This is a genomic window from Brevibacillus humidisoli (assembly GCF_020923435.1).
Taxonomy (GTDB): Bacteria; Bacillota; Bacilli; order Brevibacillales; family Brevibacillaceae; genus Brevibacillus_E; species Brevibacillus_E humidisoli.
The window spans coordinates 1,097,661-1,114,434 of record NZ_CP087263.1; the positions used below are offsets into that span (position 1 = coordinate 1,097,661).

Below are 16,774 nucleotides of genomic sequence, written 5' to 3' on the forward strand. Positions count from 1 at the left end.
GGCAGGTGTATGTCCCGGCCACGGGATGTGCCGTGCGTTTTTCCAATAGGGTGGTACCGCGGGAGCTCCTCTCGTCCCTACAGGGATGAGTGGAGCTTTTTTGTGATTTAGATCATAGTCGAGGTGAATCAAACATGACGATGGATTACAGCAAGACGCTGAACCTGCCAAAAACGGAGTTTCCGATGCGCGGCAATCTGCCGCAGCGTGAACCGGAAATCCAGAAGTGGTGGGATGAGGTAGGGATTTATCAGCGGGTACAGGAGCGGACAGAGGGACGCCCTTCTTTTATCCTGCATGACGGTCCGCCGTACGCCAACGGCGATATCCACATCGGGCACGCACTGAACAAGATTCTCAAGGATATGATCGTTCGCTACAAATCGATGGCCGGCTTTCACGCCCCGTATGTACCGGGATGGGACACGCACGGTCTGCCAATCGAGCAAGCGATCATTAATGCGCAGCAGCTTGATCGTCGGTCGATCGAAGTGAACGATTTCCGGGCTCGCTGTGAGGAGTACGCCTGGAGTTTCATCGACAAGCAGCGAGCGCAATTCAAGCGACTTGGGGTACGTGGCGACTGGGAAAACCCCTACGTCACACTGAAGCCGGAGTACGAAGCGCGTCAGATCCAGGTGTTTGGAGAAATGGCCAAAAAGGGGTACATCTACAAAGGACTGCGCAGTGTGTACTGGTCGCCTTCCTCGGAAACCGCTCTGGCTGACGCCGAAATCGAATACAAGGATAAACGCTCCCCGTCCATCTACGTCTCCTTTCAGGTGCAGGACGGGAAAGGGAAGTTGGATACCGATACCGGTGTGGTTATCTGGACGACCACTCCCTGGACGATTCCGGCCAACCTGGCGATCTGTCTGCATCCGGAACTGGAGTATAGCGTAGTACGAGCCGATGGTGCCAAGTACCTGCTGGCTTCCGGGTTGTTGGAGACGGCTGTCAAAGAGATCGGTTGGGAAAACACGGAAGTTCTTGCCACTTTCCAGGGAGCAGAGTTGGAAGGCGTGGTCACCAAGCATCCTTTTTATGACCGGGAATCGCCGATCCTGCTGGGAGAGCACGTCACACTGGACGCCGGTACCGGTTGTGTCCACACGGCACCGGGACACGGGGAGGACGACTTCCAGATCGGCATGAAGTACGGCATCGGTGTTCTCTGTCCGGTGGACGGAGAAGGGAAGATGACCAGTGAAGCCCCTGGATTTGAAGGATTGTTTTACGACGACGCCAACAAAGTGGTTACCGAGAGACTGCAGGAGACGGGTGCGTTGCTTAAGCTGACTTTTATCACTCACTCGTATCCGCACGACTGGCGTACCAAAAAGCCGGTTATCTATCGTGCGACGGAACAGTGGTTCGCTTCGATTGACGGCTTCCGGGATAAGCTGCTGGAGGCGATTAAAGAGGTGAAATGGATTCCCCACTGGGGAGAAGTGAGACTCTCCAACATGGTGGCAGATCGTGGCGACTGGTGCATATCCCGTCAGCGCGTATGGGGTGTGCCAATCCCGATCTTTTACTGTAAATCCTGCGGGGAAGCGATCATCAACGACACCACGATTCAACATATCGCTGAGCTCGTTCGCCAGGAGGGCTCCAAAGTATGGTTCTCCCGCGAAGCGGATGAACTGATGCCGGCAGGTCTCTCCTGTCCAAAGTGCAGCCACACCGAATTCCGCAAAGAGACGGATACGATGGACGTCTGGTTTGACTCCGGCTCCAGTCATGCAGCTGTGCTGCGGGAGCGGGATGACCTGAGCTGGCCGGCCGACATGTATCTGGAAGGATCCGATCAATACCGTGGCTGGTTTAACTCCTCGCTCACCACTTCTGTCGCAGTGAATGGCAAAGCACCGTATAAAGCGGTATTGAGCCACGGCTTTACGCTGGACGGAGAAGGGCGGAAGATGTCCAAGTCACTGGGCAATGTGATCGAGCCGCAGAAGGTGATGGATAAGCTGGGTGCCGACATCCTCCGCCTCTGGGTAGCTTCGGTCGACTACCAGGCAGACCAACGGATTTCTGATGCGATCCTCAATCAGATCGCCGAAGTATACCGCAAGATCCGCAATACGTTCCGTTTTCTGCTGGGCAATCTGGACAACTTTGACCCTGCTCGCGATCAGGTGCCTTACGAACAGTTGGGCGAGTTGGACCGCTACATCTTGTTTAAAGAGGCGCAGGTCGTATCACGGGTACGGAAGGCTTACGATGACTATCAGTTCCACACCGTCTTCCATACCGTGCATAATTTCTGCACCATTGATCTGTCCGCTTTTTATCTCGATATTTGCAAAGACCGTCTGTATGTGGAAGCGGCGGACAGTGCAAAACGTCGCGCCGCACAGACCGTGATGTACGCCTGCCTGTTGGATCTGGTTCGTCTGGTAGCGCCAATCATTCCGCATACGGCTGACGAGGTCTGGCGGTTTGTCCCCGGTGTAGTGGAACAAAGTGTGCAGCTGACCGATATGCCGGAAGCCAATGAGCAGTACGTCGCCTTTGACTCTGAGGCAAAGGCGAAGTGGGAAGCATTTCTCGAAGTGCGTGACGAAGTGCTGAAGGCGATGGAAGAAGCGCGCCGGAACAAGGTATTTGGCAATTCGGTTGATGCCAAGCTCTCCTTGTACCCAGGTGAGCAAGCTTACCAGGCATTGATGAAGATGGATGATCTGGCCGACCTGTTCATCGTCGCCAACGTCGATCTGCACGCACCGGAGGAAACCAAGCCGGCAGAAGCGGTTGAGCTGGAGGGCATCGCCGTTGTGGTCACTCCTGCCGACGGCCAAAAATGTGAACGATGCCGCGTGGTCAGGACCGACGTTGGCGTAAACGAGCATTATCCGCAGATCTGTGGACGCTGTGCGTCGATTGTGAGTGAGCATTACGCCGATGCAGTGGAATCCTGATCAAAACAACTGGAAATGACTGATCGTGCGTGATATGCACGAGACTTATGACCTTGCCCGTTGGCTGTAACAACCAGCGGTTAAGGTCTTTTTTTGTCATCCACTTGTGGCATACTAGCTACTGCGACAGCAAGGGGAGGTGCATATTTACGTGGATCAGCAGATGCTTGCCCAGTTGAAGCAGCGGTTGCTGGAGGAGAAAAACAGCATTGAACAACGGCTCAAGGATAATGATCACTACAGCTTGATGGATCAGATGAGTGATTCGTTTGCTGAGTTTTCCATGTACGACAATCATCCGGCCGATGTCGGCAGTGAAATGTTTGAACGCGAAAAGGATTTGTCCTTGTACAACCTCGATCGGGAAACACTGCGTGAGATCGATCAGGCCTTGCAGAGAATGGCCGAAGGGACGTACGGGATCTGTACCGTCTGCGGTCAACCGATCGCCATGGAGCGGCTGCAAGCCAGACCACAAGCCCTCACCTGCAAGGAACATGCACCATCACGCATCATCAACCAACAACGGCCGGTGGAAGAAGATTTTCTCCAACCGCCATACGGGCGTACCTCGATGGACGAGCAGGAAGACAAAAACGCCTTTGACGGAGAGGACGCTTGGCAGATCGTAGAAGCGTGGGGTACCTCCAGTACACCGTTTTCCTACGTAGACAATGACAAAACCGACTACAATGAGATGTTCATCGAGTCGGACGAGCCGGACGGCTTTGTCGAACCGGTGGAACAGATAGGCTACACCGATATAGATGGGCTAACCGGACCGGACAGCATTCACTTTATGCGCAGTGGTACTTACGAGGAGTACATGCGCAAGGGAGAAGGAGTGGGCAATTTCCTCGATTATGAGGAGTATGAGGATGAACGGGCGGAGAGGGAAGGCAGGGATGATTTGCTGTAGGAGGGAACCGTGTTGGAGATTGAACGTATCGAGCTCTACCCCCTGCTGCACGTACTTGCGCGGCCGTATGGGGATGCCAATGGGTACAAAAAGTATCGAACCTGTTTTCTGTTTCGCATCATCACCCGCTCCGGCCTTGATGGCTGGGGGGAGTGTATCGATTGGCTGCCTACGCTGATGCTCGGTTTTGAGCAGCGGATCATCCCCTTTCTCATCGGCAAGCAGGCAACAAATCGACTGCAGTTGGTCAAAATAATAAACAAATGGCACCAGCGGGCTGCTGCAGGTGTCAGTATGGCTCTGACCGAAATCCTCGCCAAGAAAGCGGCGGTCTCCATCAGTGAATTGTGGGGAGGACGTCAGCACCAAACCATCCCGGTTTATGCATCCTTTCAGTCCTATACCGATGCCGCCGACTGGAAAAACATCTCGCTTCAGCGGATCGAACAAGCCGTCTCGGACGGATTCCGTCACTTGAAGGTAAAGATCGGCGGTCGAACGATCCGCGAAGATCAGGATCATATCATCGAGTTGCAAAAGTTTTATCAGGATACCGTACAGCTGGCTCTGGATGCCAATCAGAGCTATGATGCGGCTGCTGCCTTTCAATGGGAACGCCTCTTCCGTGAATGGCCCAATCTGATGTGGTTGGAGGAACCGCTGCCGATGGATCGCTGGGCGGACTACAAACTGCTGCGGACAACCCTCTCTGTCCCGCTTGCTGGCGGGGAAAACCTGAAAAACGCTCGGCAGTTCCTTCCGCTGCTGATGGAAGGGGCATTGGACATGATACAACCGGACACGATGCATCATGACGGGCTGGATTCTTACCGGGACTCGCTCCAGTTGGCCCGACAGTTCGGCGTACGTGCATCGTCTCACGCATTTGATGGAGCTTTGTCTCGTCTGTACGCCATTTTCGCCCAGGCTTGTCTGCCCCCCTGGAGCAAGATGGAGGAAAGTGGGATCGAACCGGTTGAGTGGGATGTCATGGAAAATCCGTTTACCAGACTGTTCTCCCTGCGACCTGTCAAGGGGGCTGTACAGGTGCCGGATGGGATTGGTTTGGGAGTTGAAGTGGATCAAGAGATGTTGAAAGCGTTTCGTTGGGACGGTCGCATTTATAAATAGGAGACGAGGAGACGATGGCTCAAAACACGAAAAACCTGATCGGTTTGACTGGCGTTCCATTGGTCATGGTGCTGGGGAACTCCATGTTGATTCCCGTCCTGCCGACGATGAAGGCAAAACTTGATTTGACGGCATTTCAAACTAGTTTTGTCATAACGGCTTTTTCCATTGCAGCCGGTTTGGTGATACCTTTTGCCGGCTACCTGTCAGACCGCTTCAGTCGCAAACTGGTTATCTCGATCGCCCTCTCGCTGTATGGATTCGGCGGCTTGGTGGCTGGATTGGCGGCGCTCTGGTGGGATGATGCCTACATGATGATCTTGTTTGGCAGGATCTTGCAAGGGATTGGGGCCGCTGGCACAGCACCGATTGCGATGGCCCTGGTGGGCGACTTGTTTAGCGGTGCATCGGAAAGCAGGGGGCTCGGCTTGTTGGAGACGTCCAACGGTCTTGGTAAAGTGCTCAGTCCGATTATCGGCTCCTTGCTCGGCTTGATCGTCTGGTACGCCGTGTTTCTTGCCTTTCCAATCATCTGCGGCGTCGTCCTGCTGATTTTCCTGTTTTTGGTCAGGGAGAAAAAGCGGAAGAGGGAACCGCTCCCGGTGAAGCAGTATGTGAAATCGATTTCCAACGTGTTTCGCAAGCACGGCAGGTGGCTGGTTCCAGCCTTTTTCATCGGCAGTATCTGTTTATTTACCTTGTTTGGCGTGTTGTTTTACCTGTCAGACCTGCTTGAGGAAACGTACAAGATCGATGGTGTCTTCAAGGGTGGATTTCTGGCGATTCCACTGCTTGCCATGAGCATTACGGCCTACATCACGGGAGCGATCATCAAGAAAAGGCTGCTGCTGATGCGGATCTTCATCATCATCGGGCTGCTCCTATTGACCACGTCCTATGTGCTGGCCAGCTTCAGCGGCAATGTCTACGTACTAATCGCCATCCTGGTGATTGGCAGCATAGGCACGGGGTTGATTCTGCCCTGTCTGAACAGCATGATTATCGGCGCGGTCAAGAAATCAGAGCGCGGTATGATCACGTCCCTTTACAACGGAGTACGGTTCATTGGCGTAGCAGTCGGCCCCCCTGTGTTTACCTGGCTGCTCGACTTTTCCACTGATGTGATGTTTTACTCGATCGCGGGACTCACTGGTCTGTTTGCTGTGATTGCGTTTTTGCTGATTAGACCAGAAAGCAAGCAGAAACAAACGGGAGCTGCCGACAAGCAGAAGCAGGTCGAAGACAACGAAGCGCTGCAGCAAATGCTGGAGGCATCAGAGGAGAAGGAAGAGGAGACTCCCGCAGCTGAGGAAGAGGATGAGGAGAAGCAGAAGCAGCGAGAAATGAAAGAGATACTGGGATTTGATCCGGAAAAGCCGATCAGCACCTTTCTGCGGCGTGGCCGTGCAAAAGGGTAAGCCAGGCCATGAAAACATTCAGGGCCTGGCTGCATGTGCAGGGATCAAGTTGTGGGAGCGCAGATACGAGAGCGTCAGCGGGTAGACATCATCGTAGAGAAAGCGGCTGAAACGGGGATCGCCTTTGACATCTTCCGGAATCTCATCAAACATGACGGTCCCGCCAACCGTGCCTTCCCTCATCTCCGCTACTTTTTCTTCTACCCTGGCCACAAAAATGTCTTTTACCAAGGTATGGTCGACCACGTATTGACCGATCTTTTCAATCGCTGTCAGCGTGCAGCCCGTTTCTTCGTAAGTCTCCCGGACAGCAGCGGCCATGCTCGTCTCACCGGGTTCAACCTTCCCGCCAGGCAATTCGATTCCTCGCAGCGTATGAACGGTAAACAGCAGCTTGCCATTGTGAAATGGGAAGATCAGCACGTGCTGAGCGGGGCGCTGACGATAGATTTCTTCATCGAAGGTAAGCGACACCGGCTTGCCGAAGTCGTCTTCAAAGAAGTACATTCGCTTATCCCTCCATCTTTCGTATTGAAATGTGCTTGGCAGCACGCATCGCTTGTCCGGCAGCAAGTGCGAGGCTAGCGTAAGCAGCGCCGTTTGTGACGTCCCCGATCGCGTAGATCCAGTCCGTACTGGTCAGCTGACAGGAATCTACCTCGATGAAGTTTTCACTGCACCGTTTCAGGAAAGAGACGGGATCACTATTGCCCCGTACACCAATCCGTGGCAAAATCCAGTCAACAGCGAGAAATTGTTCTCTCGAATCTCCTGTCTGACGTAAGTAAACCCCTTTTGGTTCCTGTGCTTCACTGGTCCTCACAACTTCGGTATTCATCCGAACGGTTACGTTGTCACACGCGGACAGACGCTTCACCCATTCCGGACGGGCGCGCAGCCGGTCTGATCGTACCACAACCCAGATATGGCGGGCATAGGCAGCCAGATTGTAGCCGCTCTCCATCGCCCGGTCTCCGCCTCCAATGATCAGTACCTGCTTATCATGCAGCAGGTCGCCCTGCGATGTAGTAGAAAACCACGGTGCAAGCACCATTCCTGAGTGACGGAGAAAAGGGAGTGAATTGGGCCTCACACCAGTACACAAAATCACATAATCGGCCTGGTAGCTGTTTTTATCGGTTTCAATTCGGTGGGTTGTTTCTTCGATGGAATGGAGCCTTTCGCTCAGTCGACAGTCCAGATCTGCCACCTTTGGGTTCTGCAAAAGAGCATTGAGCAGTGCCTTGCCGTTATCGTAGATATGTGGTGGGAAGTCCCAGATCTCGTTTTTGATCTGGAGTAGTTGCCCCCCAATCTGTGTGTTCTGTTCGACAACAACAGCGTGAAGTCCCAGTCGTTTGCACCAAATGGCGGCAGTCAGCCCAGCCAGGCCAGCGCCGACGATTAGCACCTGTACCTTTTCCACGCTTGGTTTCCCCATTTCTGTCTCCGTTTATCGTAAAGGTATTCCATAGTGAACATCGATATTCCTGCCCCGGTTAACCAGTCAACCTTGTTCGCGGATAGCAGAATGGGTCCGCTGCCACCACCCGGTCAGAAGTACCCCGACGACTACGGCGATTTGGAAGCTCCAGATGAGCCAAGGAAACGGTGCCAGATAGGGACGAAGCCTGGGCTCGTCCGCGATCATGCCGGATGCGGTCCAGGACAACACCCCAGCCCCTAGATAGCTGATCTGCGGATAGCGTCTCAATAGCTTGACGATGAGCGTACTGCTCCAGACCATGATCGGCACGCTGACTAGCAGACCGAGCACGACCAGCAGCATAGAGCCGTGTGAAACTCCCGCAATAGCCAGTACGTTGTCCAAACCCATCACCACATCGGCAACCACGATCGTGCGGATCGCTTCCATCAGCGAGCGTGTGTGGTACGCTTCTTCCTTTTCTGTGTTCTTTTCGGTGAGCAGGTTATATGCAATCCAAATCAGGATCAAGCCGCCCATCAGCAGCAGAAACGGAATCTTCAACAGCCAGAAAACGACCAACGTCAGCAGAGCGCGGACGACGATCGCTGCAAGTGTACCAAAGAGTATGGCTCTTTTCTGCAAATGATCCGGCAGACTGCGGGCGGCCATGCCGATAACCAGTGCATTGTCACCAGCCAATACGAGGTCAACGATGATGATGCTTGCCAGCGAAGCAAAAAATGCAGGAGAAAACCAGTCCACGATCTGATCACCTCCTGTATAGCATCCCCAAAGCAGCATGTTTTTTGAGTGTGATGCGGCTTTTTTGCCAACTTCCCGGTCCTGTGCAGTTGGCAAACGTAGCAGCGGTGGCACCGCCGGGCACCCTGGGGTCCGAGGAGTGTCGGGGGAGGATTGGCAGGACCCGGCGGTCGCCGTGGGAGACAAATACAAGAAGTGATTATCCTTATTGGGCAGTTATACGGAATCGGGGTTGAGCGGTTCCACTTGTCCGCTGAGGTGGGCGTTTACCACTTCTGACTGCGCTTGTTCCAGACGGCTGGTAAAGTTGGAATCGGGAATGATGTATCCTTGCGGCAGGCTGCCCATCACCATTGACCAGAGACCGGGATCAAATGGATGACTGTCGGAAAATGTGAAAATGTTGTTTACCTTTTGCGTTTCCGCTGCTGAGGAACTGACTTCCTCGGTAAGCGGCGCAGGCTGATTGATGTCGAGATAGGGGATCAGAGGTGTGGCTGCTGCTGGCCGAGGAGTCTCGTTTGGCTCCACAGGTGTCAGGGTGGATGGCGATGCAAGGAGTTCGTCCGGTTCACTCCATCTTCTCTTTGCCCATAACCGTTGGCGTATTCTAGATCGGCGGGACCTCTTTGCTGATCGGGCAGGCCGTTTGACGACAGTTCGTACTGTTGTGACAGATGGTTGCCCTGTCTTTGCCAACCCTTCTTCTGTCGTCGGGGTGAATGCTCCTGACTGTGCCTCGCTCGAGCGGAAAACCCGTTTAAGCGGCATGTATCTGGCGATTACTTCTGGAGAGAAATGATCTCGAACATACGATAACGATTCCTTCAGCGGGACTCGTTTCAACTGCCCGATCGTTACCTGATACCCTTTTCGCAACATCATCTTTTGAATCGGACGATAGTATCTTGCGATCAGGATTCGTTCTCGTTGCTTTCTGCGGCGGACTTGAACGCCACTGCGGATTCGCGTTACCTGTCTCCTGCGTCGAGCTTGATTGGCTCTGCGGGGTGACGCTGCTCGCCTTCTGCGGCGACCTGCGCGTGCTCGGGCCCGCTCACGACTCCTTTTTCTTCTGGTTGCATCGATACTGCGCCAGCGTGAGCGATGGCGTCGGCGTGCTCTCCTCTTCATGGTTTCCTCCTTTATGAAGTCGTTATTTTACGCTGGCCTGCTTCGTATACGGCATACGTCTTAGCAAACAACGTTTGCGGCGACCACTGTTTTAATCCCCATCTCTGTCCCAGGGCCGCAATCTCTTTGCGACGAATCGGATTGGATAAAGCGTAGTTCAGCTTTTCGGCCAAATCGTCACTGCTTCTGTTGGCGAACAGCAGACCTGTCTTGCGATCACTCACCATTTCCGGGATACCGCCAGCATTGGAGGCGACCACCAGTTTGCCGGCTACCTGTGCCTCCATGATCGAAAACGGATGATTATCCTGTACCGATGGAAGGACCAGGATATCACTTTTTTTCAGCAGCTGGGGGACGTCGCTGCGGTCGCCGAGGAAGTGCACGATGTTCCCCAACTGCAGTGCATGGCTTAGCGAGAGCAACTCCTGAAACAGTTTCCCGCTGCCAACCAGCCAGCAGACGAAATCGTTTCGTTTCTGTTTTAATTTGCTGAGAGCTTCCAGCAGGTAGCGGTGTCCTTTTACCGGTACCATTCGAGCGGGGCAAATCAAGACGGTTTTGTCTGGTTCGGTAAATGGTACGTAATTTGTGGTTGGGGAATGGTAACGACCCAAAAAGTGATCGATATCCATACCGTACGGAATCGTCTTTAGCAAGTGCTTGGGAACGCCAAACGATTTCTGGTTCAGTTTGCTTTTGAGCCAATTGGTCGGTACGATCGTTTGGTCTGCTGATGTAGAACCGTAATATTCTTCGGCAGAAACGTATTTCCAGGCAATCGACTGCTTCGAAGTCACGTCACCGGCGATGATATGTTCCGTAGCCAATAGACCATGGATCGTAGAGACGAGCGGCACGTGTGCTGGCTTCACCCTTGCCAGGGCACGGGTGGAGACGATGTCCTGGGTATGGATCAAGTCGTATTGGTTGAGGTTGAAGGAAGTGGCAACCAGTTCGAACGTGTATCGCTCGATTTCCCGCCAGCGCACCCAGGGTTCGACATACGGCTGATTTTTTTCGTAATAGTCAAATACCTTGTCATACACGATTTTTTTAATCTTTTGTTTCTCTACATAGCGCCCGTTGTTGACCATGTAAATCTTCTCCATGTCAGGATGGTGGGCCAACACGTCTACTTGATGTCCCGCCAGGATCAGTTCTTTTCGCAGCACGTTGATATAGGTATTCACACCTCCTACGTGCGGAAGGTACCAGTAGGTAGCCATTAGGATACGCAACGAGCAACCTCTCCTTCTGTTTGGGTTATTTGATCATCACTGCATTATCCTATGCGGTTCACCTATCACGAGGAAGGGGATGAAAGACTATTTCTGTGCCGTGTTGTTTGTGCATGATCACTTAATCTATTTTTCCTGAAGATAGTTTATGTGACCATGCCGGGAACTATGGCTTTCACATACTGTAGCAGGGAGATCAGGAAAGGAGGAACCATGTTGAAAGCACCGGTAGAGAAAGCCGAGACGAAGGTCGGTATTGTCGGCCTGGGATACGTCGGTTTGCCTCTTGCCATGCTCTTCGTTTCAAAGGGCGTTTATATCAGGGGCATAGACATAGATAAACAAAAAATAGAAAGCATTCGGAAGGGAATGAGCTATCTGACAGATATAACAGATGAAGAAGTACGTCAGCTCGTCGCTTCCGGACGCTTCGAGCCGACTTGGGAGTATGCGGCAGTACGAGACGTTGATGCAGTCATCCTATGTGTCCCCACACCGCTTCGAGATCATGCCTATCCCGATCTCAGTTACATCCAATCGGCTGCATCCTCGATTGCTTCTTATATGAAACCAGGACAATTGATCGTCTTGGAAAGCTCCACGTTCCCGGGAACGACGGAGGAAGTGCTCCAGCCGATCCTGGAGAAGCATGGGAAACAAGCAGGCATCGATTTTTATCTCGGTTATTCGCCGGAGAGAATCGACCCCGGCAACAAGGATGTCAGATTGGAGTCCATTCCCAAGGTAGTCAGCGGAATCACGGAGGCATGCTTGCAAAAATTGACATTCCTCTACGGGCAGGTTTTCGACCGATTGGTGCCGGTCACTTCGCCCCGTGCAGCGGAAATGACCAAACTGCTGGAGAACTGCCAACGGTTTGTCAATATCTCGTTTGTCAACGAGATTGCCATGGTCTGCGAAGCGATGGGGATCGACATATGGGAAGTAATCGAAGCGGCCAAAACCAAGCCGTACGGGTTTACCCCATACTATCCCGGACCGGGGGTTGGCGGACACTGCATTCCGGTAGATCCGCTCTACCTAGAGTGGAAGGCAAAGCAGTATCAGTTGGAGACGAAGTTTATCCACCTGGCCAAACTGATAAACGATCAGATGCAGGACTATGTGGTGGAACGGATCAGCAAGCACCTGCCTGCAACCAAAACGCTTGCCAACACTCGTCTCCTGCTGATCGGCATCACGTACAAGCGAGACGTCAACGACGTACGTGAATCAACACCGCTTGCTATTTTTGAAAAACTGCTGGCAATGGGCGTAGACGTCTCGTTCTACGATCCACTGGTGTCGCAATTCGAGCTGAACGGACAGACGTATGCCAGTGTCGACTTGACAGCTGATACGCTGAAGAACAGTGACTATGTCGTTTTGCTGACTGACCATACACAGCTTCCCTATGATCTGATCGTAACCCATTCGCCGCTTCTCTTTGATACACGTGGTGCGATAAAACAATCGCATCCACATGTTGTGCGGTTGTAACAGGGAGGTGACATGATGAAGATTCTCGTTACAGGCGGGGCCGGATTCATCGGTTCGCACCTAGTGGAGCGGCTACTCCGGGAAGGTCACGAAGTGTGGACGATAGACGATCTGTCAACTGGAAAGAAAGAGTTCCTCCAAGCGACGCTTACCCATCCGCGGCACCGCTTTCTCAAGGGCACAGTACTAGACCGGGCTCTGCTCAAGGAGACGATTCAGCAGGTGGATCTCATCTACCACTTGGCAGCCGTACTCGGTGTCAAAAACTGTGTGGAACACCCACTTAAGGTGATCGAAGGCAATATCGATGGTACTCGAAATGTACTGGAACTGGCTTATCCGGAACGGAAAAAAGTGATCTTTGCTTCCACGTCAGAAGTGTACGGAAAAAACAGCCGTTTGCCGTTTCACGAGGATGACGAGCGTATCCTCGGCTCCACGGCCATCCACCGCTGGTGCTATGCAACAGCGAAAGCATTGGATGAACATCTCTGTTTTGCCTATGCCAAGCAGGGGCTGCCGGTAACGGTGCTAAGGTACTTTAACGCATATGGTCCTCGGGCCACAGCGACAGCTTATGGTGGTGTGATTCCTCGGTTTATTACTGCTGCGTTGAAAGGAGAACCGCTCGAGGTATACGGCACAGGGGAGCAGACGAGATGCTTCACTTACATTGAGGATACGGTAGAGGGTACGTATCGGGCGATGAACGAAAAAGCTGACGGGGTTGTGATCAACATCGGCAACAACCAGCCGGAATCAATCATGAAGGCGGCTCAACTGGTGAAGCAGTTGACCGGATCCGACTCTCCCATCGTCAAGGTGCCATACGAAAAGGCATACGGTCGTGGGTATGAGGACATGATGAAGCGTCAGCCTGACCTTACGCGTGCCCGTCAGCTGCTCGATTACCTGCCGACAATCGACTTCACGACCGGTCTGTCCAGGACGATTGACTGGTATCGGCAGCAATTGACAACTGGAGGGACAGAGCAATGAGAGTTGCGGTAACCGGAGGAGCCGGCTTTATCGGCTCACACATCGTCGAGATGCTGATTGAGCAAGGAGACGATGTGGAAGTGGTGGATAACTTCTCCACTGGTGATCCCAATCATGTGCACCGGCAGGCAAGCGTGGTTGAACTCGATGTGGTAAGCAAAAGCCTGGAGCAGGTATTCCAGCAATTCAAGCCTGAGGTTGTGATCCACCAAGCGGCGCAGGTCGATGTCCCCAAATCGTTGGCCGATCCGCTCTCTGATGGCATGGCAAATGTGATGGGGACGTTAAATGTACTGGAAGCGGCGAGGCGAAGCGGGGTGCGCAAGGTCGTCTACGCTTCTTCCTGCGCTGTATACGGTGAGCCGCAATCGGCAAAAATCTCCGAGTTTCATCCGCCAGAGCCTATCTCCCTGTACGGTGCTTCCAAATGGCTTGGTGAATCCTATGTACGTCTGTACCATCGGTTGTTTCAGCTGGACTATACCATTCTTCGCTATTCCAACGTATACGGTCCGAGACAAGGTATGAAGGGAGAGGGGGGAGTGGTCTCCTCCTTTATTCACAACCTGCTTGCCGGAGTGCCACCGGTTATTTATGGTGACGGAAAGCAGACGAGGGATTTCGTCTACGTAAAAGATGTGGCTCGAGCCAACCTGTTGGCTGTGAAATGGGCATCGACGCAGGTTTTGAACATCAGCACCGGGGTGCAGACATCGATTGAGACGCTGTGCGACCAACTAATCAGCCGTACAGACCACGTCTTGAAGGCAGACTACAAGCCAGCCCGGCCAGGTGATATCCGACATAGTTGTCTGGACCCGTTCCGGGCTGAGATGCATCTTGGATGGGAGGCTGCGTATACACTGGCAGAAGGATTGGACGAAACCATCCAATATGCCCGGGAGAGAAGGTGAACTTCACAGTGAATATCTTACTTGTAACCTACTCAGCCTACCCTCGCATCGGTGGTCGCAGCACCTACATCTCCATCCTGAAACATTTGCTTGAACAGCACGGGCACACAGTGGACATTCTGGCACATGCTTCTGGTCTAAACGACGTCTATATCGTGGGCGGAAGACGGGTGAAGAAGGCTCCCCTCCGGAAGAGGGTGGCAGAATGGGTCGTGCCGCTGCTAAACAAACGATACCCGAACTTGCCTCGCTGGATCGTCTGGCGAGAGACAGAACGCTGCTTTTTTGAAGAGGCGATTCGACAGTTTGACCTATCCCGCTATGACGTGATTCATACTCAAGATATTTTTTCATCGCTGGCCTGCCAGAGAGCGATTCGAGACAAACCGATTGTTGCTTCCTTCCACAATTGCAAGGTGGAGGAATGGCAAGTGAATGAGGAGGCAGGAAAGAAACTGCCGATTGAGATGGCTTATGTGTCGCGAGAAGAATTGCTTAGTGTAGAGAGGCAGAAGCGGGTGATTGTTCCCAGCAGGTGGCTAAAAGATGCCTTTGTTCGTCTGGGAGCTTCAGCGGAAAAGTTTACCGTGATTCCATATGGAATGGACATCCCGCAGTTTCAGCAGAAAATGCGGCTGCCCACAGACGTGAAGAGGCCCGACTCTCCGCTGATCCTCTGTCCGGCTCGGCTGGTGCCGATCAAAGGACATACATTCTTGTTCGAGGCACTCCAGCGGTTGAAGGAAGTGGAATGCCGTTTCGTCTGCTGGGTAGCCGGAAGCGGGGTCCTGGAGCAGAAGTTGAAGCGGGAGGTAATCAACCGGGGCATCGACGATGTGGTGCAGTTTATCGGCGGCAGGAGTGACCTGCCGGCGATTATGGCGTTTTCCGATATCGTGGTTTTGCCGACCCTGCATGATACGCTGCCGCTGGTGATTATGGAAGCGCAGATCGCCGGAGTCCCTGTGGTATCAACTCATATCGGTGGAGTAACGGAGATGATTCAACACGATCGGACTGGATTCATTGGTCCCCCTCGCGACCCGGGCTACCTCTATCGGTCGCTTCGCTATCTGATCGAGAACAAACGGGAGCGGGAGAGATTGGCTGGCAACGCCTTGCAAGAAGCACTGGCCACCTATAGCGATGCACATATGATGAAACAAACATATACTCTCTACACGGAAGCCATTCATTCTCCCCCGACGATGGTTGAGCCTGCTGATTACACCAGTATTGACGAGCAGTTGCTGGATCCTGTCCATCAGTTGGGGACTCGGTCCTTGTGTGAGGCGACTGGAACCCTTGTCGGTACAGTCCGTTCCTCAGATGGCCGCCCACTCCCGCATGCTGCCGTCCATCTTATGGATATATCCTGGGTGACGCTATCCGTCACACAATGTGATCAGGAAGGGCGGTTTGCGATTGCAGGGATTCCCTCCGGCAAGTATGCAATCATCACTTCCGTTGGGGAACACTGGAATTCCTGTGACCTGGTGATTAGGGAGAACGAGGTGACTCTCTGTCATGCCCAATTGTGACCAGCCGCAACGGCAAACTACGATCTACCTGATTAGACACGGTGAGACTGATTGGAACCGGCAGTACCGCCTGCAGGGGCAAACCGATGTTCCGTTGAACAAAAAGGGGCGCGCACAGGCATGGCGAGTGGGGGGTAATCTTGCGATGTGTCAGGTGGATGCGATCTACTGCTCAGACCTGAAACGGGCGCAGCAGACAGCCAGCGTAATCTGTCAACGATTGAATGGTGTCCCGCTGTTCTGTACATCTAAGCTGCGGGAACGCGGGTTCGGTCCATGGGAAGGCCTGACCAGAGCAGAGATTCGCAAACGGGCTGGTCGTTTTAGGGCACTTAATCGGCTTCCGGGCGTCGAACCGTTGTCAGAGCTGCGATCACGCGCTTTACGCTGGCTAAAACAGATGGGCAGCATACATGAAGGACAGTGTATAGCTGCCGTGACTCATGGCGCCTTGATCAGGGCGCTGCTGGCGTATCTGGAACCGTCACCCATACCCAGCATTTCGATCACCAATGGAAGTTGCATCAAGCTGCTTTACCGTGATGGACGCTGGCTGTGGAAAGGCTTCTGTTTCCATCCACCTTCACATATAAAACATGAACAATCAAGACAAAGGAGGGATAAGATGAAGAAGCGGAGAAGACGATTGGTTCGTGGACTTCCACCAGAATTACGCGAAAAAAGAAATAGTATTTTCTTTGAGTCGCCGGAAGAGGAGAGCAAGCCGACGGGGCTTGGGACCGCTCCCAATACAGGTCCGGGAACGGCTCCCAATACAGGCCCCGGAACCGGCCCCGGGACCGGCCCGGGAACCAACCCATTTGCTGCCCAGGACTGAGGTAAAGACATTACAATCAAA

General features: G+C 53.2%; 14 protein-coding genes. 9 read left to right on the forward strand and 5 right to left on the reverse strand.

The window, feature by feature from the left end; all coding sequences use genetic code 11:
• Positions 1-140 precede the first annotated feature (140 nt).
• From ileS to LOK74_RS05435, 4 genes are all read left to right on the forward strand, one after another.
• Positions 141-2,927 carry an isoleucine--tRNA ligase gene (gene ileS / locus LOK74_RS05420; protein ID WP_230046914.1) on the forward strand — a complete coding sequence of 929 codons (2,787 nt, stop codon included), beginning with the start codon at positions 141-143 and terminating at the stop codon, positions 2,925-2,927.
• Positions 2,928-3,078: 151 nt separating this feature from the next.
• A complete protein-coding gene (locus LOK74_RS05425) occupies positions 3,079-3,846 on the forward strand; it encodes a TraR/DksA C4-type zinc finger protein (protein WP_230045568.1) in 768 nt (255 codons plus the stop codon).
• A 12-nt stretch (positions 3,847-3,858) separates the two neighbouring features.
• Entirely contained in the window at positions 3,859-4,977 is a 1,119-nt protein-coding gene (locus tag LOK74_RS05430; protein WP_230045569.1) for a mandelate racemase/muconate lactonizing enzyme family protein, read from the forward strand.
• A 14-nt stretch (positions 4,978-4,991) separates the two neighbouring features.
• Positions 4,992-6,395, forward strand: coding sequence for an MFS transporter (locus tag LOK74_RS05435; protein WP_230045570.1), 1,404 nt, complete (start codon positions 4,992-4,994; stop codon positions 6,393-6,395).
• Between the two features lie 18 nt (positions 6,396-6,413).
• On the opposite strand, the gene LOK74_RS05440 is transcribed toward LOK74_RS05435, so the two are convergent.
• The 5 genes from LOK74_RS05440 to LOK74_RS05460 all read right to left on the reverse strand — a co-directional run bounded on the left by LOK74_RS05440 (position 6,414) and on the right by LOK74_RS05460 (position 10,961).
• On the reverse strand, positions 6,414-6,902 hold the full coding sequence (locus LOK74_RS05440; RefSeq protein ID WP_230045571.1) for an NUDIX domain-containing protein: 489 nt from the start codon (positions 6,900-6,902) through the stop codon (positions 6,414-6,416).
• A 4-nt stretch (positions 6,903-6,906) separates the two neighbouring features.
• Entirely contained in the window at positions 6,907-7,836 is a 930-nt protein-coding gene (locus LOK74_RS05445) for an NAD(P)/FAD-dependent oxidoreductase (RefSeq protein WP_230045572.1), read from the reverse strand.
• A 66-nt stretch (positions 7,837-7,902) separates the two neighbouring features.
• Positions 7,903-8,586, reverse strand: a complete 684-nt coding sequence (locus tag LOK74_RS05450; protein ID WP_230045573.1) for a TerC family protein — start codon at positions 8,584-8,586, stop codon at positions 7,903-7,905.
• 216 nt (positions 8,587-8,802) lie between these two features.
• Complete coding sequence (locus tag LOK74_RS05455) at positions 8,803-9,720, reverse strand: hypothetical protein (RefSeq protein WP_230045574.1); 918 nt, start codon at positions 9,718-9,720, stop codon at positions 8,803-8,805.
• A gap of 11 nt (positions 9,721-9,731) precedes the next feature.
• Positions 9,732-10,961 carry a glycosyltransferase family 4 protein gene (locus LOK74_RS05460; RefSeq protein ID WP_230045575.1) on the reverse strand — a complete coding sequence of 410 codons (1,230 nt, stop codon included), beginning with the start codon at positions 10,959-10,961 and terminating at the stop codon, positions 9,732-9,734.
• A 216-nt stretch (positions 10,962-11,177) separates the two neighbouring features.
• Between LOK74_RS05460 and LOK74_RS05465 the strand changes: the two genes are divergently transcribed.
• Genes LOK74_RS05465 through LOK74_RS05485 form a run of 5 tightly spaced genes read left to right on the forward strand, consistent with a single transcriptional unit; the run spans position 11,178 to position 16,753 of the window.
• A complete protein-coding gene (locus LOK74_RS05465; protein ID WP_255679504.1) occupies positions 11,178-12,461 on the forward strand; it encodes a nucleotide sugar dehydrogenase in 1,284 nt (427 codons plus the stop codon).
• A gap of 15 nt (positions 12,462-12,476) precedes the next feature.
• Positions 12,477-13,460 carry an NAD-dependent epimerase/dehydratase family protein gene (locus tag LOK74_RS05470; RefSeq protein WP_230045576.1) on the forward strand — a complete coding sequence of 328 codons (984 nt, stop codon included), beginning with the start codon at positions 12,477-12,479 and terminating at the stop codon, positions 13,458-13,460.
• The gene (locus LOK74_RS05475; RefSeq protein WP_230045577.1) at positions 13,457-14,374 is read left to right on the forward strand and encodes an NAD-dependent epimerase/dehydratase family protein; all 918 of its coding nucleotides are present in this window, start codon (positions 13,457-13,459) and stop codon (positions 14,372-14,374) included. The genes LOK74_RS05470 and LOK74_RS05475 overlap by 4 nt, the downstream gene beginning before the upstream one ends.
• A gap of 8 nt (positions 14,375-14,382) precedes the next feature.
• On the forward strand, positions 14,383-15,915 hold the full coding sequence (locus LOK74_RS05480) for a glycosyltransferase (protein WP_230045578.1): 1,533 nt from the start codon (positions 14,383-14,385) through the stop codon (positions 15,913-15,915).
• Positions 15,902-16,753 carry a histidine phosphatase family protein gene (locus LOK74_RS05485; RefSeq protein WP_230045579.1) on the forward strand — a complete coding sequence of 284 codons (852 nt, stop codon included), beginning with the start codon at positions 15,902-15,904 and terminating at the stop codon, positions 16,751-16,753. Before LOK74_RS05480 ends, LOK74_RS05485 begins: the two co-directional genes overlap by 14 nt.
• The last annotated feature ends 21 nt before the right edge of the window (positions 16,754-16,774 follow it).